The 19,473-nt window shown below is 49.7% G+C and carries 22 protein-coding genes; 10 read left to right on the top strand and 12 right to left on the bottom strand.

What is annotated here, in order from left to right; genetic code table 11:
- Positions 1 to 30: 30 nt before the first annotated feature.
- Genes LOZ86_RS06395 through LOZ86_RS06380 form a run of 4 tightly spaced genes read left to right on the top strand, consistent with a single transcriptional unit; the run spans position 31 to position 2,405 of the window.
- On the top strand, positions 31 to 408 hold the full coding sequence (locus LOZ86_RS06395; protein WP_039482858.1) for an ArsC family reductase: 378 nt from the start codon (positions 31 to 33) through the stop codon (positions 406 to 408).
- A 1-nt stretch (position 409) separates the two neighbouring features.
- Positions 410 to 1,537: a succinyl-diaminopimelate desuccinylase gene (gene dapE / locus LOZ86_RS06390; RefSeq protein WP_039482860.1), complete on the top strand. Its 1,128-nt coding sequence runs from the start codon at positions 410 to 412 to the stop codon at positions 1,535 to 1,537.
- Entirely contained in the window at positions 1,534 to 2,208 is a 675-nt protein-coding gene (locus tag LOZ86_RS06385) for a M15 family metallopeptidase (protein ID WP_039482862.1), read from the top strand. Before dapE ends, LOZ86_RS06385 begins: the two co-directional genes overlap by 4 nt.
- Before the next feature lie 2 nt (positions 2,209 to 2,210).
- Positions 2,211 to 2,405: a YpfN family protein gene (locus LOZ86_RS06380; RefSeq protein ID WP_039482863.1), complete on the top strand. Its 195-nt coding sequence runs from the start codon at positions 2,211 to 2,213 to the stop codon at positions 2,403 to 2,405.
- Between the two features lie 107 nt (positions 2,406 to 2,512).
- On the opposite strand, the gene LOZ86_RS06375 is transcribed toward LOZ86_RS06380, so the two are convergent.
- From LOZ86_RS06375 to LOZ86_RS06365, 3 genes are all read right to left on the bottom strand, one after another.
- Positions 2,513 to 4,183, bottom strand: a complete 1,671-nt coding sequence (locus LOZ86_RS06375; RefSeq protein WP_161546578.1) for a methyl-accepting chemotaxis protein — start codon at positions 4,181 to 4,183, stop codon at positions 2,513 to 2,515.
- A 368-nt stretch (positions 4,184 to 4,551) separates the two neighbouring features.
- Positions 4,552 to 5,169: an esterase gene (gene ypfH, locus LOZ86_RS06370; RefSeq protein WP_039482868.1), complete on the bottom strand. Its 618-nt coding sequence runs from the start codon at positions 5,167 to 5,169 to the stop codon at positions 4,552 to 4,554.
- Positions 5,170 to 5,334: 165 nt separating this feature from the next.
- Entirely contained in the window at positions 5,335 to 5,562 is a 228-nt protein-coding gene (locus LOZ86_RS06365; RefSeq protein WP_039482870.1) for a DUF1272 domain-containing protein, read from the bottom strand.
- A gap of 140 nt (positions 5,563 to 5,702) precedes the next feature.
- Between LOZ86_RS06365 and LOZ86_RS06360 the strand changes: the two genes are divergently transcribed.
- Positions 5,703 to 5,972, top strand: a complete 270-nt coding sequence (locus LOZ86_RS06360) for a hypothetical protein (protein WP_230242971.1) — start codon at positions 5,703 to 5,705, stop codon at positions 5,970 to 5,972.
- Positions 5,973 to 6,707: 735 nt separating this feature from the next.
- Here LOZ86_RS06360 and LOZ86_RS06355 read toward each other — a convergent pair.
- Positions 6,708 to 7,319 (bottom strand): response regulator transcription factor, encoded by a 612-nt coding sequence (locus LOZ86_RS06355; protein ID WP_039482874.1) that lies wholly within the window; start codon positions 7,317 to 7,319, stop codon positions 6,708 to 6,710.
- A gap of 1,448 nt (positions 7,320 to 8,767) precedes the next feature.
- On the opposite strand from LOZ86_RS06355, the gene LOZ86_RS06350 reads away from it, so the two are divergent.
- Complete coding sequence (locus tag LOZ86_RS06350; RefSeq protein ID WP_039482876.1) at positions 8,768 to 9,199, top strand: hypothetical protein; 432 nt, start codon at positions 8,768 to 8,770, stop codon at positions 9,197 to 9,199.
- A 1-nt stretch (position 9,200) separates the two neighbouring features.
- Positions 9,201 to 9,488 carry a hypothetical protein gene (locus LOZ86_RS06345; RefSeq protein ID WP_039482878.1) on the top strand — a complete coding sequence of 96 codons (288 nt, stop codon included), beginning with the start codon at positions 9,201 to 9,203 and terminating at the stop codon, positions 9,486 to 9,488.
- A 27-nt stretch (positions 9,489 to 9,515) separates the two neighbouring features.
- Here the strand turns inward: LOZ86_RS06345 and LOZ86_RS06340 are convergent, their stop codons facing one another.
- The 7 genes from LOZ86_RS06340 to LOZ86_RS06310 all read right to left on the bottom strand — a co-directional run bounded on the left by LOZ86_RS06340 (position 9,516) and on the right by LOZ86_RS06310 (position 16,508).
- On the bottom strand, positions 9,516 to 11,564 hold the full coding sequence (locus LOZ86_RS06340; RefSeq protein ID WP_052012040.1) for a tRNA(Met) cytidine acetyltransferase TmcA: 2,049 nt from the start codon (positions 11,562 to 11,564) through the stop codon (positions 9,516 to 9,518).
- A gap of 17 nt (positions 11,565 to 11,581) precedes the next feature.
- On the bottom strand, positions 11,582 to 12,034 hold the full coding sequence (locus LOZ86_RS06335; protein ID WP_039482881.1) for a DUF441 domain-containing protein: 453 nt from the start codon (positions 12,032 to 12,034) through the stop codon (positions 11,582 to 11,584).
- A gap of 218 nt (positions 12,035 to 12,252) precedes the next feature.
- A complete protein-coding gene (gene purC / locus LOZ86_RS06330; protein ID WP_010301568.1) occupies positions 12,253 to 12,966 on the bottom strand; it encodes a phosphoribosylaminoimidazolesuccinocarboxamide synthase in 714 nt (237 codons plus the stop codon).
- Between the two features lie 143 nt (positions 12,967 to 13,109).
- Positions 13,110 to 14,147: an outer membrane protein assembly factor BamC gene (gene bamC, locus LOZ86_RS06325; protein WP_039482884.1), complete on the bottom strand. Its 1,038-nt coding sequence runs from the start codon at positions 14,145 to 14,147 to the stop codon at positions 13,110 to 13,112.
- 16 nt (positions 14,148 to 14,163) lie between these two features.
- Positions 14,164 to 15,042, bottom strand: a complete 879-nt coding sequence (dapA, locus tag LOZ86_RS06320) for a 4-hydroxy-tetrahydrodipicolinate synthase (RefSeq protein WP_039482886.1) — start codon at positions 15,040 to 15,042, stop codon at positions 14,164 to 14,166.
- 214 nt (positions 15,043 to 15,256) lie between these two features.
- On the bottom strand, positions 15,257 to 15,619 hold the full coding sequence (locus tag LOZ86_RS06315) for a cupin domain-containing protein (RefSeq protein ID WP_039482888.1): 363 nt from the start codon (positions 15,617 to 15,619) through the stop codon (positions 15,257 to 15,259).
- A gap of 76 nt (positions 15,620 to 15,695) precedes the next feature.
- Positions 15,696 to 16,508: an AraC family transcriptional regulator gene (locus tag LOZ86_RS06310; protein WP_039482891.1), complete on the bottom strand. Its 813-nt coding sequence runs from the start codon at positions 16,506 to 16,508 to the stop codon at positions 15,696 to 15,698.
- A gap of 230 nt (positions 16,509 to 16,738) precedes the next feature.
- On the opposite strand from LOZ86_RS06310, the gene LOZ86_RS06305 reads away from it, so the two are divergent.
- Together LOZ86_RS06305 and bcp are read left to right on the top strand one after the other, a co-directional pair.
- Positions 16,739 to 17,290, top strand: a complete 552-nt coding sequence (locus tag LOZ86_RS06305) for a glycine cleavage system transcriptional repressor (RefSeq protein ID WP_181892561.1) — start codon at positions 16,739 to 16,741, stop codon at positions 17,288 to 17,290.
- A 75-nt stretch (positions 17,291 to 17,365) separates the two neighbouring features.
- Positions 17,366 to 17,833, top strand: coding sequence for a thioredoxin-dependent thiol peroxidase (bcp, locus tag LOZ86_RS06300; protein WP_039356343.1), 468 nt, complete (start codon positions 17,366 to 17,368; stop codon positions 17,831 to 17,833).
- Here the strand turns inward: bcp and LOZ86_RS21335 are convergent.
- Positions 17,815 to 17,940: a hypothetical protein gene (locus tag LOZ86_RS21335; RefSeq protein ID WP_262273734.1), complete on the bottom strand. Its 126-nt coding sequence runs from the start codon at positions 17,938 to 17,940 to the stop codon at positions 17,815 to 17,817. The two genes, bcp and LOZ86_RS21335, sit on opposite strands and share 19 nt — an antisense overlap.
- A 62-nt stretch (positions 17,941 to 18,002) precedes the next feature.
- On the opposite strand from LOZ86_RS21335, the gene bepA reads away from it, so the two are divergent.
- The gene (gene bepA / locus LOZ86_RS06295) at positions 18,003 to 19,466 is read left to right on the top strand and encodes a beta-barrel assembly-enhancing protease (RefSeq protein WP_039482895.1); all 1,464 of its coding nucleotides are present in this window, start codon (positions 18,003 to 18,005) and stop codon (positions 19,464 to 19,466) included.
- Positions 19,467 to 19,473: the final 7 nt, after the last annotated feature.

Below are 19,473 nucleotides of genomic sequence, written 5' to 3'. Positions count from 1 at the left end.
AACCCAATAAGTAGAAAGGATTTTATCCCTATGGCGCTGACCCTATACGGCATTAAAAACTGTGACACTATAAAGAAAGCGCGTCGCTGGCTGGAAGAGCAACAGGTGACGTATCGCTTTCATGATTACCATGCCGACGGTCTGGATGAACAGCAGCTACAGCGTTTTATCGACCAACTGGGGTTTCAGGCCCTGCTAAACACGCGCGGAACGACCTGGCGTAAGCTCAGTGAAGAACAGCGTGAACAAATCAACAGCGATACCAGCGACAGCGCAGAGGCCGCCAAAAACCTGATGTTGGAACAGCCAGCGGTGATTAAACGGCCGTTGCTGATGACCGATGACGGCCACGCGCTGCTTGGTTTTAGTATCGACAGCTACCAGAAATTTATTGCGGAGAACAAATAACGTGTCTTGCCCAGTCATAGAGCTCGCTCAACAGTTAATTAAACGCCCTTCCCTCAGCCCGAATGACGAGGGTTGCCAGGCGCTCATGATTGAACGCCTAGCGGCGATTGGCTTTACCGTCGAAGCGATGGATTTTGGCGATACCCTGAATTTCTGGGCATGGCGCGGCACAGGGAAAACGCTGGCCTTCGCCGGACATACCGATGTGGTTCCCAGCGGCGATGAAAGCCACTGGCAGCATCCACCGTTTGAACCCATCATTCGTGACGGCATGCTGTACGGTCGCGGCGCGGCGGACATGAAAGGTTCACTGGCTGCGATGGTGATTGCCGCCGAGCGCTTTGTCGCCGCCCACCCTAATCATCAAGGGCGTCTGGCGTTCCTGATTACCTCGGACGAAGAGGCCAGCGCCGTCAACGGCACCGTCAAAGTGGTTGAAGCGCTGATGGTACGCAACGAGCGATTGGACTACTGTCTGGTCGGTGAGCCGTCCAGTACACATGTTGTGGGTGATGTGGTGAAAAACGGCCGTCGTGGCTCTATCACCGCGAATCTGCACGTACATGGCGTGCAAGGGCACGTTGCGTATCCTCATTTGGCGGACAATCCCGTTCACCGCGCAGCACCGGCGCTTAATGAACTGATCGCAACCGAGTGGGATCAGGGCAACGCCTTCTTCCCGCCTACCACGATGCAAATCGCCAATATTCAGGCAGGCACCGGCAGCAATAACGTCATCCCCGGCGAGCTGTCTGTGCAGTTCAATTTCCGCTTCAGCACCGAATTGACGGATGTGTTAATCCAGCAACGCGTGGCTGAATTACTGGATCGCCACCAGCTTAATTACACCATCGACTGGACACTCTCCGGCCAGCCATTCCTGACCGCACGCGGCGAACTGGTCGATGCCGTGGTGAATGCCGTCAAACATTACAACGAGGTTACGCCAGAGCTGCTGACCACTGGCGGCACCTCCGATGGCCGTTTCATCGCCCGCATGGGCGCGCAGGTGGTTGAACTGGGCCCCGTCAATGCCACGATCCACAAAGTCGATGAATGCGTCAGCGCGGCAGACCTGCAGCTGCTGAGCCGCATGTACCAGCGCATTATGGAGCAGCTCATCGCATGATGACGCCAGCTACGTTAACCGGTAAAAGCGACCAGCATCTGGTCGCTTTAGACGGTCGTCATCGTCTTCAACCGGAGGCAGTAACCGCATTTCTGGCACTACAGCAGGCGGCAAAAACGGCGGGATTTAACCTACTGCCCGCCAGTACGTTTCGTGATTTCGAGCGCCAGCGTCAGATCTGGAATGGCAAATTTCGCGGCGAGCGTCCCGTCATGGATGCCAACAGCCAGCCGCTGGACGTGTTATCTCTGGACGAAGGCGAGCGCTGTGAAGCCATTCTGCGTTGGTCCGCCATGCCCGGCTCTAGCCGCCACCATTGGGGCAGCGATCTCGATATCTACGATCCCGATTTATTACCCGCAGGCCGTTCGCTCCAGTTGGAGCCGTGGGAATATGAAGAAGGCGGTTACTTTGCCGCACTGAACGCGTGGCTGAGTGCGCACATGCATGAATACGGTTTTTATCGACCTTATGCGCACGATCTCGGCGGTGTCGCAGCCGAACTCTGGCATATCAGCTATTATCCACTAGCACAGTATGCGGAAGAACAGCTGACACCCGACCTCATTCTTGCCGCTTGGCAAGATGAAGACATTGCAGGCTACCACTGGCTTTGCCAGAACTTGCCGCAGCTGTTTACCCGTTATATTCATAATGTTGATGAGGCGTAACCATGACATGGCTGGCTGATTACTGGTGGATAATTCTGATTGTCCTGATAGGCATGCTGATTAACGGCATCAAAGAATTGCGCAACGTTGACCATACGCGTTTTCTGCTCAACAAACCGAAATTGCCCCCACACCGTGACAACAACGACAAGTGGGACAATGAAGAAGACGACGACTGGCCGAAGAAAAAACCCTGATACCTATCATCGTCAAATCGCCTGCACGCGAGGCTTAGCTCGCGTGCAGGCGGTTTGGATGCTTACTCTTCCGTTAAACACTCATTTCCATTAAACACTCACGTCAGCTAAAACGTTTCCCAATTTGCATTCGATGACCCGGTATGAGCAGGTTTAGGTAACAGCGATTTCGGTAATGCAGCAAGTGAAGACGCGCTCCCGGCACGATGTTCCTGCGCAGCTGCCTGATTAATCTTGAACACCGCCACCGCATTCTGTAAATATCTGGCCTGCTCTTCCAATGCCGCTGCGGCAGACGCGGACTCTTCCACCAGCGAGGCGTTTTGCTGAGTGACGCGATCCATTTCATTGACCGCCTGCCCAACCTGATCGATTCCCCGGCTTTGCTCATCGGACGCCGAGGAGATTTCCCCCATGATATCCGTTACCCGGCTCACCGCACCGACGATTTCTTTCATCGTGTCACCCGCGTCTTTCACCTGCAAAGAGCCGGTATTAGCACGGCTAACCGAATCATCAATCAGCGATTTGATCTCTTTGGCAGCCTGAGCACTGCGCTGCGCCAGCGTTCGCACTTCACCCGCCACCACGGCAAAACCTCGCCCTTGCTCCCCAGCTCGCGCCGCTTCTACCGCCGCATTCAGCGCCAAAATATTGGTTTGGAAGGCGATGCTATCAATCACGCTGGTAATGTGGGCGATTTTTTGTGAACTGTCGGCAATCTCATTCATCGTTTTCACGACATTATCGACGACAGTGCCGCCTTTATTGGCCGTTTCCGACGCATTTTTTGCCAGCAGCGTAGCCTGACGCGCGTTGTCTGAGTTCTGCTTCACCGTTGAGGTCAGTTGCTCCATGCTAGCCGCGGTTTCCTGTAGCGATGCAGCTTGTTGCTCCGTGCGCGAAGACAGATCGTTACTGCCCACCGAAATTTCACTGGCCCCAGCATGGATGGAGTGGGAGCTGTCGCGCACCAGACTGACGGTGCGGATTAATGACTGCTGCATATGATGTAGCCCTGCCGCAAGCTGGCTCATCTCATTGCGCCCGGTCACATCAATAGGATGTGTCAGATTGCCCTCGGCAATCGCGCTGATATGCCGCATGAGCGTACGCAACGGATGCAAAAGAATACGCTGCAACCCGATCCAACTGAGGATAATCACCAGCACGACGACCACAGAGAGTGCACCCAGAAGCCACAGCATCGTTTCAAATGCCGCGTGGTTTTCCTGTAGCCCATCATCCGACAGCTGGTTTTGTGCCGCTCGCCACGTAATATAGGCGTCCTGCATAGCCACGTTAAGCGGCGTCGCACCGCTACTCAATTTCATCGCCGCCCCCGCTAACCCACCGGAAAGCGAATCCACAATATCATTCAGTAGCTTGTCGTAAGCGGTATAGCTCGCCTCAAGCTTTTTGGATAACGCGTCATCCAATCCGGGCGTATTAGGCAGAGACAAATAGTGTTTATAACTACTCTCTGAGGCGGCCAATTGCGATTTTGCTTGCTGTAAAAGCGCCTGCATAGCCTCTTTATCCGCATTCCCCATCATCATGTTTTGTATAATAGAACCGATAGCGATGCGCGTCTGATTCATCATAATCCATGCATCAGTAAAGGCAGCGACATTCTGGTTAGAGCGTTGAGAAACAAGGAATCCCTCTCTGTCGTTAATCAGTGCACGAACGGATAGCGCACCGGTTAAAAACTGAGATATCCCCAATACAAACAATAAGATAACAAGGATGGTAATGACTTTAATTCGTTTAAACATGGCACACCCTCTTTTTCCATAAGGATGCAATATTTATATCTGAAAAAATAAGATAAATATTGATCACTCAACACAAATAAAAACATTGCCTATATTATTTAACATTCAAATATGGATTATATTCTTTTTAATATGGATAAATTCTCATTCCTAAAAATAGAGTCTCTACTTTGAATAAAGAAATTAAGAAATGAGCAATAATATAATTTGATGGAATAACAAAATAATTCGAGCAGTATGATAAAACGTGAGCGGATTGAACAGCGCAAGGCGTTGGTCCTTTAAAGCCAGTCCATAAAGAACCGAGCATTTAAGGAAAACCAACGCACAAGCAGCTTGAAGTATGACGGGTATAGCGGGATAGATTTTTATTTGAGGTAAGACAAGGCCTGTTTCAACATCCGTTCATCAATGCCGTGCCCGACAGCGGGGGCAACATCCAGCGTAAACGACGTCCCCAGTTCCTGAAAGCGCTGAGCGGCAGCATGCGCATGGCCAACCACAATCACACCGTCCGCTTCACCGTGAATCAGGTGCACCGCGACATCGGCGAAGGCTTTTTCTGGCAAGACGGCAAAGCGACCGCTGAACGCGATAATGTGCCCAGCCAGCGAGGATTCAGATTTCAACGCCTCCAGCGACATAATGCTGCCCTGCGAGAAGCCCACCAGCACAGTTTGTTCAGCACGCATACCACTTTGCTCTTGCCAGTGGCGCACCGTCTCAATAAAACGCGGCAGATTCGCCTCAATGCGAGAGAAACGATTTTCTTCCGTGACTCCCTGAACAGAGAACCACTGCCGCCCGTCGCCATAGCCGCTGCTGAACGGTCCAGCAATGCTGATCACCATCGCCTGCGGCAAGGCGGCGGCAAAATAGCGCCCAATCTGCGCCATGCCTGCGGCGGTATCACCCACGCCATGAAACAGCAGGATTAACCGATTCGCCTCCGAAGGCTGCTGAACAACAACATAATCTTGATTCACGTTTCTCTCCTGAAGGCATGCGCCGAACGCGTCACCTGCCGATATTCGTCATAAAGTACGGTTAGCTCTCACTATACGCCGCGCAATAACAGGAGAAATCGGGAATTACTGAATGAGATGTTCCATTTTTTGCAACGACAAAGGGAATATCCCGCCCTCGCCTTGTCAGTGCGGTTTGATAATACGGATTGTTGAAGCCGGATCGTTCGCCAGACAGCGTGCCGGACGCACCGGCCGTTTAACCAGTTCTCCGCCGCAGTTTGGGCAGGCGTGATGAAACACGGTATCTGCGCAGTCAGGACAGAACGTGCATTCGTAGGAGCAGATGTACGTTTCGGCATCCGGCGGCAAATCACAATCGCAGTGCTCACAGTTGGGGCGTAATTCCAGCATCGGCTTATCCTGACTCAGCAAAAGTAATGAGATTCTTTTCTACCAGAAACCTTGGCAATAGCAAATGTGCGGCAAAAATTCGCAGGCCGTCGCTGGTGATGTAAAGTGGGACGGTTTAGTTCAAGGCAAGGAAGTGAGAGATGGCAGATGACAGAGAAGAAATGTATCGGCTCGCGGGCGATCTGTTGAGGGGCATACAACATGGCGATCCCGCGACTTTATTGGATTTTGGCGTGAGTCCTGCGATTTACGAAGAGATCCTGGAGGAGCTGGATAGCGCGGGAGAAAATCTGGCAGATTTGACCATTCCGCCTTATGACGTTGCCTTTACTCCCGACAAAACAGGCCGGATTCCTCTGTGCAGCTACGCGACAGACGCCGGACCTCAGCGCAAGCGAGTGGAATGTTAGCTCTGGACTGGCGAGCGGAAAACCGATCTCACCTTAATTGCCGATTACTCTGACAAACAGGGGAAAACTCCGCTGATTTTCCGACTGTTAGAGACACAATGATTCACCCCATATTCGCCGTGTCTATCGAACACCGACATGGTTATCTGGATAGCGCTGAACAGCTGTGCCGCATAAATGCATTAGATTCAGACAGCCATCGACAGTAATCGAGGTATTAAGAATAGTGACTTAACGTTGCACTTGAAGTTAAATTCAACCAACACTAATTTTAAAATTTTGTAAATCTGTAATTTAAGCATGTAGTTTCCATAAAAATAAGAAAAATAAGAAAAATAAGAAAAATAAGAAAAATAAGAAAAATAAATTTATTGCATGATATCTGCACAATTACAGAAAAATCTCTATTTATCTGCCAATAGAGGATCGCCACTTATTTCAACGCAAAGTAGAACGATTTTTTAGGAAAATTTTAAGAACTTCCTTCCTCTTCCATCTATTAACACTGTAGTAAAATTAATGTATCATTATACATAGACCCCTCAAAAATGAAGAATATCAGTATGAAATTCAATCTCACAAAGATAATTACATACAATTATAAGCAAGAAAAAAGTCACAAATTGTAATAATTAAATAGATTACTCAATCAGACATAAAACTCTATCAACACACATTTGACATCCCTGGCATAAGTAGTGAAATAATATCTTTCAACAAAAAATAAATTACATGCTAATCATTATTGGAAAAAATCATCGCGGCTTGTGTGCGATTATTAACATTTAATCGTCTAAATATTGACTCGAGATGGGACTTAACTGTACCGGCGCTAATATTAAGTGAGCGGCTAATCTGTTTATTCGATTTCCCAGCAGCAATGAGTTCCAAGACTTCTAATTGTCGATCGCTAAGATTAGCAACCTTATTAACATCAGACTTATCATCATCTTTGTTGAAAAAAGTACGCTCAGGAAAGCAAACCATTCCTGCGGCAGCCATTTTCAGAACTTGAATTACCATTTCGGCAGGAAGATTTTTGGGAACAATGGCCACAGCGCGATGTGCCAAGTACAACTCTAACTGTTTCTTATTTACACTATTCATCATAACAACAATGTGATTATTGGGGTTAGCCAATGAAAGTTCGTCTAGTGTTGACACAAAAATCTTTGAGTCAACATCACCATCAAGCAATAGAACTGCATCCGGCATGCTTTCTATCGCTCTCCATATACCATACAGATCATCTGCAACTTTCATTTTTATTTCAGGCATGACCCTGTTCAATCTAAAAGACATACCTTGAATAAATATTGATAACTTATCGTCAACGATAACATTCATACATCTCTCCCGACAAACATATGTCTATTGAATTAAATCCACATTTAGCTTAACTACCTTAAAGAGTATTAACGATAATGGAAAATCATAAAACGACATTCAGCATATGACATTCGGCATATAGACAACGACAAAAAAAAATTATACTTTGTACGTTTAATCCCCCACTAATTCATTTTCACTATCTATAGGGAAATATTAAAAAATATAACCATTGGTCCAATTTAACCATGTGGACTAGGAAACGCCCCTCAGCTATATAATCTTCTGATAGATATGAATGTAGGATCATTTCACTATCGAAAGATAATTTTGGGTAGTGTTCTCATAACAGATAACAATCCACAATATTTTAAAAAAAACCAAAATATACTGCGGAAATATTACGATATTTGTATGATTCCATATCAATTTGACACTTTTTACTACCATCCTCTTTCACATTGATGTCATGGGACATAATGAATTTCACTGGCTGTTTTTAACACATTGCGCAAAGGATGGGAGGAAGATCCTTTATCCGTAATCCCCGCCTCCTATCGCTTGAGACAACCACGGTTACGGATTCCGCCAATACTGCCGCAGTGGTTGCTGGTCGCTTACCAGAGCCAACACCCAATATCCTATTGATGACCTTCTGCTATTAAACACAAGGGCGACGATTTTTTATGCAAGTATGCATGAGAAGCAAGAATAGCATCAGTGTCTGTTAGGATCAGAAAACCTGTAGAAAACAAATTATCCATATTAAAAACAACAACATTATTACAAATAAATCCATTAAAAAAAAGCCTAGGCCTATTTATTTCCTAATGTCAGTCAAATGGCTGATGTTTTTTTTATCTATTATCTCTAAATTAATTGATGCTCATAACGTACCTCCACTATCAAAAAATAAAAAAGCAATTCATAATTATTTTTATAAATCAATAAAATAGCAGTGAAAACATGATCAGAATCACATTATAGAGAAGATAATACGTAACAACATTTACATAATCTTACGTATGTAATGCACTGATTGATAAGAAATTGGCAAAGCTGAACCTGACTAAGATTCACGTTCCGATCAGAAAGTAAATTTTAGAGTATGTTCACTAGATAGAATCGTCAAAAAATATATCAAAAAAATATCACATCTAGATATGTAAAAAAATTCATAAAAAATTAAAAATAGAAATCTATATTATTGTAATAAAACTTCCCGTCAGGGTTTTTACACATTAGTTTTAAGCCTATAAATTACGGAGTGTAAAGATTTTATTTAAAAAAATTAACACTTTTAATTTTAAAAAACAGAAAATAACTGTATAAATATGAAAATGAAAAACACCAGTAACAAAAAAAATCAGATAAAAATACTTATTGAGAATAAGACACACACTACCAAATGGAATCAATCACATGTCAAATCTCATTTAAACCAATAAATAAAAAAAGGATAAAAAATGGATTCCACCGTAACATTAGATACTTATAGCTTTATTATTAGTGAAATATTAGCAGCTATTTCAGGTTTATTTGGAGGGCTAAGCATTGCTTTTTTTTGGCAACCCAAGAAATTATATAGATATGGGACATTTATTGCAGGGGTTATTATATGCTGCATAAGCATTACAGCCACTCTTGCACTTGTAGGTATGGCTGCAAAGATCCTTCGTATGAACGTCAGCGATGTAGATACTGCAATGGGATTAGGCTATCTCGTTGGAGCAATAAGTGTCGGCCTTATCGCTTTTTTAGCTAATTTTTTCAGCTATCGAGAAAATAAAGATATTCTTGACGTTGCAAGCGAATTGAAGCAAGTCACAAAAGGAAATCTATCTCACAAAAATTCATCTGACAATTCACCGACTGATCCACCAAAAGAAGGAAACTAATATGAGTATAGAATGGTGGGGTTTTTTAACGCTAACACTGATCGACATAATTATTTCTTTTTTTATTTTTACAGGAGCACTAAATAGAAACGTATATACATTATCAGGGTGGTATAAAATTGGGTTAATTGCAATTGCATTTGGTTCTCTTTCTCAAGCAGCACTCAACCTTCCATTTTTGATACTCGGGAAGAGAATTTTTTCTAATACGCTACCATTCTGGATTTTAAAAGATATTGGTATCTTCATTATCGCATTTTTATATATTATTAACTCAAGGAAAAAATAAAATAAAACCCTACTTATCATTCTACAGTTAAATATTGTAACATCCATTTATGATCGCGATAGTAACCTTTTGATTATAGTGATGTAGAGCGCTGGTGGTTTCTTCACGCCAGCGTTTTAAGAGTGCTTTCCTACCACTCAGCCCTAACATCACGGCTAACTGCTCGCTTTCGTCTGGCTTTTCCGCCAGCAGGCGTAGCGCAGGCAACGGCAATGCGGAGTGAATCAACAGACGGCAAAGCGCGGCAAAGCTGGCTTCCATCGGTCGATGCGCAAACGCAAACCCAGCCAATTCACGCCAGTCGTCTTCATTCAACTCAACGCTTTCTGTCTGCGGTAGCGCTAGGGTCAGCGGAATCAAACGCTGTAACCAACACCAGTCACGCGCCAATTGCTGCGTCCCCTGCAGTGCCAGTTGATGCCCCGCTTCGCTCAGCGGCAGCACCGCCATCGCACTGTAACAGCCGCTGCTGGCCTCAAGATGGCTGCCAATGCGCACCAGTTGAAACCCACACGACTGCCAGAACGCCCACAGGTCTGGCTGATAGCCGAAGCTAACCGACAGATAATCCAGCGCCTGATGTTGTGCCTCACGTGTCTGCTCTGCAATGAGCGCCCGGCCAATCCCCTGTCGGCGACATGACGATGTCACCGCAATCCGGCTCACACGACGCGCACGCAGCATTGGGGCATGCCACAACCCAGCGTGTGCCGCCAGCGACTGTGCCACCAGATTACCGCGTGGGCGTCGTCGCCCTGCCCACACCTCATGAGCCAGTGAAGCTGACAGTCCGCCTTCCTCCACCAGCCACAGCACACCACACATCTCGCCCGCCTCCTGTGCGCTGGCAATATGCATGCCCGGCGCGTCCATCAGGCGACGCAAATCCAGCGGCGAAGTACGGTAATGCGCGCTGCACAAAAGCGCGTAGCACCATGCCAGACGCTCAGGATGTACTAGCCAGTCGTCGGCACGTTCGATTCGACTTTCCAGCGCCGAAAAGGGAATAGGTCGATCGGGCTGCTGCGGGGAATGAAGCGCGTCGGGTTCGTTAAATAACAGCGCCCGATCCAACACCCGCTCCAGTGGATCGGGCGCGGCCCAGCGCAGAGGCTCGTCCAGCGTAAAAGCCCGCCACTGCGGCAGCGTCGCACAAAATTTCAGTAGAAATCCCCGTCCGGTGCCTTCATACCCTTGCACCGTCGTGGTCATCAGAATGCGCAGGAAATATGGCAACAACGCGGAAAGCACGGACGACGGGATCGCCGCCGCTTCATCAATTAACAACCAGTCGACATTGGGTGCGCCATGAAGGCGGCAATGTGCCAGCAGCGCATCCGGTGCCCAGAATTGCGCATCAGGCCGGGCGTGCTGTTGCAGAATATCCGCTGCCGAGCGGGAAGGTGCGGTGATCCAACAGGCTCCACGACTCCGCTGCGTCAGCATTCCCGCCAGCGCTGATTTCCCCCGTCCGCGCGGTGCGGTAATAACAAACACACCAAATTCTGCGGCATTCAGCTCATGCAGAATCTGCTGCTGTTGTGCTGTCGGTTCACCGTTCGCAGGCTGCCAGTCCGATCGTTCGCCCAGTGGACGAATCACGAATGTCTGATCCTGCTGCCAGAGAACGACGTCCTCATCGACCAACAGCTGGCGCTGAAAATGCTGGATAAAGTGCGGGGTAGCAATCGGCTGTGCTTGTTCGCTCCAACGCAGGCTGTCTTCATCCGGCAGCGTCGGCCATGACTGCCACGACGGCACCAGCATGATCAGCCAGCTACCGACCTGTAGCGTGCCTGATAGCATCGCCAGCGCCTCGACGTCCACGCCTTTGCGCGCATCAAACACCGCATGGAGAAACTCTCGCCCCAGCAGCGTCCGTACTCGGCTGGCGGGCAGCGAGGTGACGGAATCAGGTGCGGACTCGCCGATCCACAGCCAGTCGCCAGACAATTGGCTGCTGAACGCCAGCGCCTGTTCTTCACACCAGTCTGCTTCACCACTCAGCACCAGCAGTCGCCGGACACCATAGCGCTGCTGCTGGCGTTGGCTGTGGAGAAAATCACGCAACATCATCACACGTAGCAGCTCAATCAGGTCTTGCCAATCAGCAGGGAAAGCAACCCTGCGGCGATCAGCGGCCCAACAGGAACGCCGCGAAACAGCGCCACGCCCATGACCGTGCCCACCAGCAGTCCCGCCACCACGGAAGGCTGGTTGCTCATCAGCGACACGCCGCGTCCGCCAAGCCAGGACACGGCAACGCCAATGAGAATCGCCAGCAGAGATTTCCAGTGCAGGAAGGAATGCATGACTTCACTGGCGGTAATTTTTCCGCTGGCAATCGGTGCCATCACGCCAATCGTCAGAATGACGATACCGATGCTCAGGCCGTATTTTTCCACCCACGGGAAATAGCTGTTTAACGGCGTGATACGTATCGCCAGCAGAACCAAAATCGCCAGCGTGACGGTCATGTTGTGACTGATGATACCCAGCCCCGCCAGGACGAGCAGAATTAACAATGTTGGATCGAGATAGGTCATGGATGCGAGTCTGTCGAAAGTAGTCGGATTGAGCGTTAAGCAAACCGCGATGATAGCATTAATCGGGGTCAGGGGCAGGAATCGAAGTAAGGGCTAAGTGAGCAAATCATTCGGCAGAGACGAGAATAGACAGGTAGCTTTTCGAGAGAAAAATCGGCAAAACGTTCAGGCCGCCAGCCTATCGCCGGCTGGCGGCCTGAACGTAAACGATTGCGCAGTTAGTCTAATTTTACGCCGATACGGTGCGCAACTTCTTCATACGCTTCAATCAAGCCACCTAGGCTTTGACGGAAACGGTCTTTATCCATTTTGTTCAGCGTTTCTTTGTCCCACAGGCGGCTACCGTCTGGTGAGAACTCATCACCCAGCACGACTTCACCTTTGAACAAACCGAACTCCAGCTTGAAATCGACCAGAATCAGCCCAGCGTCGCCAAACAGTTTGCTCAGCACATCGTTCGCTTTGTAGCTCAGCTCTTTCATGCGAGCCAGATTCTCTTCATTCACCCAGCCGAACGTCTTGCAGTAAGATTCGTTCACCATCGGGTCATGCATCTCATCGTTTTTCAGGAACAGATCGAACAACGGCGGGTTCAGCTCGATGCCTTCTTCGATGCCCAGACGTTTTACCAGCGATCCCGCCGCGCGGTTGCGCACGACACACTCGACCGGCACCATCTCCAGCTTTTTCACCAGCACTTCATTGTCAGACAGCAGGCTCACCATTTGGGTTGGGATTCCAGCTTCTTCCAGTTTGCTCATGATGAAATGGTTGAACTTGTTATTCACCATCCCTTTACGGTCAAACTGCTCAATGCGTGCACCGTCTCCTGCTGATGTATCATTGCGGAACTCCAGCACCAGTAGATCGGGATCTTCGGTGGTGTAGACGGTTTTCGCCTTTCCACGATACAGCTCAGCTAGCTTTTGCATCTTTAATTACTCCACACAGTGAGGGTCAACAAGTACGACCCGATATTTAACGCTTCCCCGAACGGTTGCTGATAGCGCCCGTCAATTCGGGTAGAGATTGTCGAATGAAGAAGGGCCGGATAATCCGACCCTTGGTTTATGCGTTATTTACTGAACGCCGCCTGGAATACGGCCACCAGTGCATCATTCTGAGACTGGGTTAGCGTATGCCCTTTGGAGTCGATAAATTGCAGACTGCTGCGGTTATCTAAATCGCCGACCTGCAATTTGTAATCGCCGTTAGGCAGTTCAGGATTTTTCGCGCCCAGGTCATCCCAGGTTCCGCCGCTCGGAGCACGATACGTCACGGAGACAGAACCCTGCGGACGGCTGCGATCGTTAATCTTCATGCCGATTTTGTCCAGCGCGACAGGCAGACGATCCCACACTACGGTATACGGGCCGCGCACAATCAGCAGCGGTAGGCCAGTGTCATCCGCCCCGCTCTGCACATCCAACGAACCAATAGTTCGGTTTGCCAGCGCATTTTCACGAGCGGTTGCCTGAGAGTCCAGACCATTGCTAAGCGCATTCAGCATCAAACCGGTGTAGCGCTGAGCCTGATCGCCCGCCGTCACTGGCTGACCGTTCAGCTGTAATCCGAGCAGTTTCACGACCAGTGCTACCTGATAACCCTGCTGCTGCACGGAAATCTGATAACGCCCTTGATACGGGACGTCTTCATCTTCACGCGGCCATGAGATCCAGTCGGTCGTCAGCGTTTGGCTGGCATCCTGACGGCTGGCAATGGTAAACGCTTTGTCTTGCAACACGCGGATAACCTGAGACCAGAGCTGGCTGTTTTGCGCGCTGTTTTCTAACAACAGCGTTGCCGTATCTCCTGAGATCTGGGTACGGGAACCATTCAACAAAGCCAATGGCTGCACTGGAGGACGAATATCCAGTTCCTTGCCGACCGCACCATTCAGGGTCACTGGCGGTATATCATAATCCCCGTTCTGCACCGGTAAAATCATCCCGGCAGGCGTATTCAGCGCGTGCAGCGCTGATGCCTTCAGATAGGATTCATCGCCACTGACCTGACGCTTATAGCGCTGATCGCTGGAACAAGCCGCCAGCAACATCACAAGTGATAGGCCAACAACTTTCGCCACCATCGACTTTTGTAATGAATAACTCATTAAATCTCCCTAACGATTACAGCAAACCCGCTTGCTTAAGTGCTTGCCCCATCACCGTACGACCGGAATCGGTCAGCGGTGTCATCGGCAGGCGCAGCGTATCGGTCGCCATGAGTCCCAATTCCTTACAGGCCCACTTCACCGGAATAGGATTGGGTTCAACAAATAATTTCTGATGCAGTGGCATCAGGCGCTGATTCAAACGACGCGCTTCAACAAAATTGCCCTGCGCTGCCAGCCTGCAAAGTTCCGCCATTTCACGCGCAGCAATGTTCGCCGTTACGGAAATCACACCGTTACCGCCGAGTTGCATAAAGTCCAGACCGCTAGCGTCATCGCCGCTCAGCAAAATGAAGTCTTCACTAACCAGCTCTTGGATCTGGCTTACCCGACTTAAGTTCCCCGTCGCTTCTTTAATTGCGACAATATTTTTCACTTCGGACAAACGGGCAACGGTTTCCGGCAGCATGTCGCAGCCAGTGCGGGAAGGTACGTTATACAGGATTTGCGGCAGATCGGTATGCTCGGCAATCGCTTTGAAGTGCTGGTACAGGCCTTCCTGCGTCGGTTTATTGTAGTACGGTGTGACTGTCAGGCAGCCAACAACACCGGTGCCATGAAAGCGTTTGGTCAGTGAAACGCCTTCAGCGGTAGCATTCGCGCCGGTTCCAGCGATGACAGGAATACGTCCGTCACTCAGTTCCAGCGTCAGCAGCACGACATCGCCATGCTCGTCGTGGCTCAGCGTGGCGGATTCCCCCGTCGTGCCGACAGAGACAATCGCCGATGTACCGCTAGCGACATGATAATCAATCAGTTTTTTCAAGCTCGCCCGATCGACGGCGCCTTTGGCGTCCATCGGCGTAACTAGCGCAACAATACTTCCCGTAAACATTGGCCATCCCCTCCACAAACAAGTGCTTCATGGTACTTTTGACTTCTATGCAAAAGCAAGCGGACAAGGGCGTTGTAGGTGCCTGACGCAGGTTTTTTTATGACGCAGTAAACGAAATTAAAAATGCTTCTGATGTTTTGGTACAAAAGCAGCCCGTTTACTGCGACTTATGCGTCACTCGCGGGATGTCTTAGGTTGTTTTTCACTCAACCGATCAAATCCAAATATCATTTTCAGCCGTCCGTCCGCCGCCTTCATGTCCCGTATTCAGAACACCTTTCGGTTCAATGAGCAGCAGCTTTACTTCGTGTTCTGCATAAGGCTTGTGTTCAACTCCGCTCGGAACGACATACATTTCTCCGGCATTGATGCGCACATCACCGTCACGAAAATCGATTCTCAATTGGCCTTCCAGCACAATGAACGTTTCGTCCGTTTCGGGGTGGGAATGCCAGATGAAATCGCCCTGAATCTTAACGATTTTGAATTGATAGTCATTCATCTCAGCGATCACTTTCGGCTGCCAGCGGTCGTCGAATAACGCTAACTTTTGGGCAAAATTAATGGATTTATACATATCGTCTCTCCTTGTAGTGACGCCCTCAGACTAACTAAGCAGAGTACCGACTGTATTGAACGATTGTGCAAGCAGGCTAAGACGCAGTAAACATGCGCTGCCAGTGACCGGGGGAAAGGCCAAATGCCTTCACGAAATGGCGCGTCATATGGCTTTGATCTGCGAAACCCGTCCGGGCAGCAATATCGACGAGACTGTCACCGGGCAGCATGAGCCGCCGACAGTGTTCGAGACGGCGCATGGTGACGTAGCGGTACGGCGTCGTACCAAAGAGCGCGCGGAAATCACGCGTCAGGCTCCAGCGATCCCGACCGCTCACCTGTGCCAGTTCATCAAGCGTAATCGTTTTATCAAAGGCATCATGAATGTATTCACGCGCCCGCTCAGCAGCGTGATAATCGAATAAACGCCGCTGATACCGCTGCCCACCCACGGCCGACAGCGCCTGCGCCAGATCGTAGAGCACATCGTCTTCTTCCAACTCATCGAAAACCTCTTCCATCGCTCTGAGCAACGGCTCCGTTGCAGCAAACAAACGCGGATCGTTGGATATACCGCCGTTAACGAAGGGTAAGGGTTTGCCGCCGAGTATTTTTTGAATCAGCGCAGGCTCAACGTAAATCATGCGGTACTGAAAGCCGTCGACAGAACCGGCTTCGCCATCATGAATCTCATCCGGATGAAGCACCAGCGTTCCCCCTGGCACGCTATTGCACAGGCTGCCGCGATAGTGGAAGCGCTGCACGCCGGAGAGCGTCCGCCCAATTGCATAGGTATCGTGCCGATGAGGGTCGTAGCCATGCCCACGGAAGAAAGCCTCAATTCGCTCGAACGAGGCAGGATGCTGAGCCTGTTTTACCCAGTCGTTATTCACTTGATGGCGTCGCATGATGAAAGGCGCTTTATCTCTGGTTACCAACGCTTACCTTAGCGCGGAATGCCCACAATCACGAAATATTGTCAGGGCCGCCGCAAGCGGCGTTAAAAATTGCTCCAGTTTTTTACGGCGGGCTATCCCTGCCCGCCGCCCTTCGGGCCGCCGCAAGCGGCGTTAAAAATTGCTCCAGGCAATTTTTTATGTTTACCATGTGATTAATGGGAAAAAAGACAGGAAGCACGATGTTGCCAAGCTCACAAGAACACTATCTGGTTATTACCGCGCTGGGGGTTGATCGCCCCGGTATTGTCAATGCGATTACCCGCCACGTCAGTAGCTGTGGCTGTAACATCGAAGATAGCCGTCTTGCTATGCTGGGCAAAGAGTTCACTTTCATTATGCTGCTGTCCGGCAGTTGGAACGCGATAACGCTGATTGAATCAACCCTGCCGCTGAAAGGCGCAGAGATGGATTTGCTGATCGTGATGAAGCGGACAGAGTCGCAGGCAAGCCAGCCAACGCCTTCTACCGTCTGGGTGAAGGTTGACGTTGCCGACTCCCCTCACATCATCGAGCGTTTTACCGATTTGTTCGATTCTCACCAGTTAAACATTGCTGAGCTGGTTTCAAAAACCCAGCCCGCCGCGGGTGACAAGCCGCCGCAGCTGTATATTCAGATTGCCGCACACAGCTCGACCACGCTTGATAGCTCAATTATTGAGCCAGCCTTTCATCAGCTATGTACAGAATTGCACGCACAAGGCAGTATTAACGTCGTTAACTATACCCACTAGCATAACGTTGCCATTATTATTGCAAATAGCATGGGTATATCCACAGCATGAAGAGAAACAAGACGGAGAGTCGTGATGAACACACTGAAAGCCGGTGATATCGCACCGAAATTTAGCTTGCCCGACCAAGATGGCGAACAAGTAAATTTAACCGACTTCCAGGGACAGAAAGTGTTGGTGTATTTCTACCCTAAGGCGATGACGCCAGGATGCACCGTTCAGGCTTGCGGCCTGCGCGATAATATGGACGATTTGAAAAAACATGGCGTTGAAGTTCTCGGTATTAGCACGGACAAATCAGAAAAGCTGTCCCGCTTTGTCGAGAAAGAAGTTTTAAATTTCACGCTGCTTTCTGATGAGGATCATCAGGTTTCAGAAGGGTTTGGCGTTTGGGGAGAAAAAACCTTCATGGGGAAAACCTATGACGGTATTCATCGCATCAGCTTCCTGATCGATGAAAATGGCAAGGTGGAGAAGGTGTTTGACGACTTCAAAACCAGCAACCACCATGACATCGTTCTCGATTATCTGAAAAGCGCCTGATTCGCGATTTTCAGTTCGTCCACCGGCACCGTCATACGTGCCGGTTTTTCCTGCCATTCTCTCTCTTCTCCACGTTTTTCCCGCTCGGGCATTTCTTTGTCTGCCATCGCTGGCTAAGATAGTCAGCAGAATGTTTTCACGTTAGCTGTTGATAAGGTTATCTTCCGTTATGTCTATTCGGTTAAGAAAAACAGTCATGTCCGTCCTGTTTGGGGCATTACTGGCTGGCAACCTGCTTCCTGCTCAGGCCGATACGCAGGATCGGCTGCCGGATATCGGCACCACCGCTGGCGGTACGCTCAGTATCAATCAGGAACTGGCGATGGGCGATTTTTACGTCCGCCAGCTGCGGGCTGGTGCGCCGCTTATCAACGATCCGCTGTTATCCAATTACATTAATCAGCTCGGCAACAGATTGGTCAAACAGGCTGATTCGGTGCGGACACCGTTCCATTTTTATCTGATCCGCAATGATGACATCAACGCCTTCGCCTTCTTCGGCGGCAATGTAGTGCTGCATTCCGCATTGTTCCGCTATGCCGATAGCGAAAGCGAGCTGGCCTCGGTGCTGGCACATGAAATCTCTCACGTTACCCAGCGCCATCTGGCGCGCAGCATGGAATCACAGCAGCGTAGCGCCCCGCTCACCTGGGTCGGCGCGCTCGGTTCTATTCTGCTGGCAATGGCCAATCCACAGTTAGGGATGGCGGCGCTCAGCGGTACACTGGCGGGCGCACAGCAGGGCATGATTACGTTCACGCAGTCGAATGAACAGGAAGCAGATCGCATCGGTATTCAAGTGTTACAGCGCGCGGGCTTTGATCCGCAGGCTATGCCGAATTTCCTGCAGAAGCTGGCGGATCAATCTCGCTATGCCTCCAGACCGCCGGAAATGTTACTGACTCACCCATTGCCGGAAAGCCGCCTGTCCGATGCCCGCAACCGCGCCAACCAGATGCGCTCAACGCCGGTACAATCTTCTCAGGATTTCCTGCTCGCCAAAATACGCACCTTTGGTATGTATGGCTCACCGGAGCGTCCGCTGAGCAACGATCTGCTGGAGCAATGGGAAAAAGGCAACGTGCGGGAGCAGCTGGCTGCGAAATATGGCCGCGCAATCCAGCTTTATCAGGCGAAGAAGTACGATGAGGCGCGTAATGTGCTGCAACCGCTGCTAAGCAGCGCGCCTGAAAATCCGTGGTTTCTGGATATGATGACGGATATCGATATAGGACAAAGTCGCGCGACACAGGCTATCGCACGCTTACAAAACGTGCCGGGAATGCAGGCGAACCCGGTACTTCAGCTTAATCTGGCGAATGCCTATGTGGAAGGGAAACAGCCTGCCGCCGCCAGCAAAATACTGTATCGCTACACCTACGCACACCCTGAAGATTCAAACGGCTGGGATCTGCTGGCACAAGCCGCAGCAGCACAAGGACTGCGGGCAGAAGAACTGGCCGCGCGAGCAGAGAGTCTGGCCCTCAGCGGTCAGCTCGATCAATCTATTCGGTTACTGAGCAACGCGAGTTCACTGGTTAAATTGGGGAGTCTGGAACAGGCGCGTTACGACGCCCGCATCGACCAGCTCCGCCAGTTGCAGCAGCGCTTCCGTCAGTACCAGAAATCCTGATAAGGAG

This window comes from Pectobacterium parvum (assembly GCF_020971565.1).
GTDB lineage: Bacteria > Pseudomonadota > Gammaproteobacteria > Enterobacterales > Enterobacteriaceae > Pectobacterium > Pectobacterium polare.
This window is presented reverse-complemented; position numbering and strand designations above follow the sequence as displayed.

What these genes read in the sequence shown, in the direction of transcription:
- LOZ86_RS06395 (WP_039482858.1), top strand. Translation starts at nt 31, where the DNA reads ATGGCGCTGACCCTATACGGCATTAAAAACTGTGACACTATAAAGAAA.
- LOZ86_RS06385 (WP_039482862.1), top strand. Translation starts at nt 1,534, where the DNA reads ATGATGACGCCAGCTACGTTAACCGGTAAAAGCGACCAGCATCTGGTC.
- LOZ86_RS06380 (WP_039482863.1), top strand. Translation starts at nt 2,211, where the DNA reads ATGACATGGCTGGCTGATTACTGGTGGATAATTCTGATTGTCCTGATA.
- LOZ86_RS06375 (WP_161546578.1), bottom strand. Translation starts at nt 4,183, where the DNA reads ATGTTTAAACGAATTAAAGTCATTACCATCCTTGTTATCTTATTGTTT.
- LOZ86_RS06365 (WP_039482870.1), bottom strand. Translation starts at nt 5,562, where the DNA reads ATGCTGGAATTACGCCCCAACTGTGAGCACTGCGATTGTGATTTGCCG.
- LOZ86_RS06360 (WP_230242971.1), top strand. Translation starts at nt 5,703, where the DNA reads ATGGCAGATGACAGAGAAGAAATGTATCGGCTCGCGGGCGATCTGTTG.
- LOZ86_RS06355 (WP_039482874.1), bottom strand. Translation starts at nt 7,319, where the DNA reads ATGAATGTTATCGTTGACGATAAGTTATCAATATTTATTCAAGGTATG.
- LOZ86_RS06350 (WP_039482876.1), top strand. Translation starts at nt 8,768, where the DNA reads ATGGATTCCACCGTAACATTAGATACTTATAGCTTTATTATTAGTGAA.
- LOZ86_RS06345 (WP_039482878.1), top strand. Translation starts at nt 9,201, where the DNA reads ATGAGTATAGAATGGTGGGGTTTTTTAACGCTAACACTGATCGACATA.
- LOZ86_RS06340 (WP_052012040.1), bottom strand. Translation starts at nt 11,564, where the DNA reads ATGATGTTGCGTGATTTTCTCCACAGCCAACGCCAGCAGCAGCGCTAT.
- LOZ86_RS06335 (WP_039482881.1), bottom strand. Translation starts at nt 12,034, where the DNA reads ATGACCTATCTCGATCCAACATTGTTAATTCTGCTCGTCCTGGCGGGG.
- purC (WP_010301568.1), bottom strand. Translation starts at nt 12,966, where the DNA reads ATGCAAAAGCTAGCTGAGCTGTATCGTGGAAAGGCGAAAACCGTCTAC.
- bamC (WP_039482884.1), bottom strand. Translation starts at nt 14,147, where the DNA reads ATGAGTTATTCATTACAAAAGTCGATGGTGGCGAAAGTTGTTGGCCTA.
- dapA (WP_039482886.1), bottom strand. Translation starts at nt 15,042, where the DNA reads ATGTTTACGGGAAGTATTGTTGCGCTAGTTACGCCGATGGACGCCAAA.
- LOZ86_RS06315 (WP_039482888.1), bottom strand. Translation starts at nt 15,619, where the DNA reads ATGTATAAATCCATTAATTTTGCCCAAAAGTTAGCGTTATTCGACGAC.
- LOZ86_RS06310 (WP_039482891.1), bottom strand. Translation starts at nt 16,508, where the DNA reads ATGCGACGCCATCAAGTGAATAACGACTGGGTAAAACAGGCTCAGCAT.
- LOZ86_RS06305 (WP_181892561.1), top strand. Translation starts at nt 16,739, where the DNA reads ATGTTGCCAAGCTCACAAGAACACTATCTGGTTATTACCGCGCTGGGG.
- bcp (WP_039356343.1), top strand. Translation starts at nt 17,366, where the DNA reads ATGAACACACTGAAAGCCGGTGATATCGCACCGAAATTTAGCTTGCCC.
- LOZ86_RS21335 (WP_262273734.1), bottom strand. Translation starts at nt 17,940, where the DNA reads ATGGCAGACAAAGAAATGCCCGAGCGGGAAAAACGTGGAGAAGAGAGA.
- bepA (WP_039482895.1), top strand. Translation starts at nt 18,003, where the DNA reads ATGTCTATTCGGTTAAGAAAAACAGTCATGTCCGTCCTGTTTGGGGCA.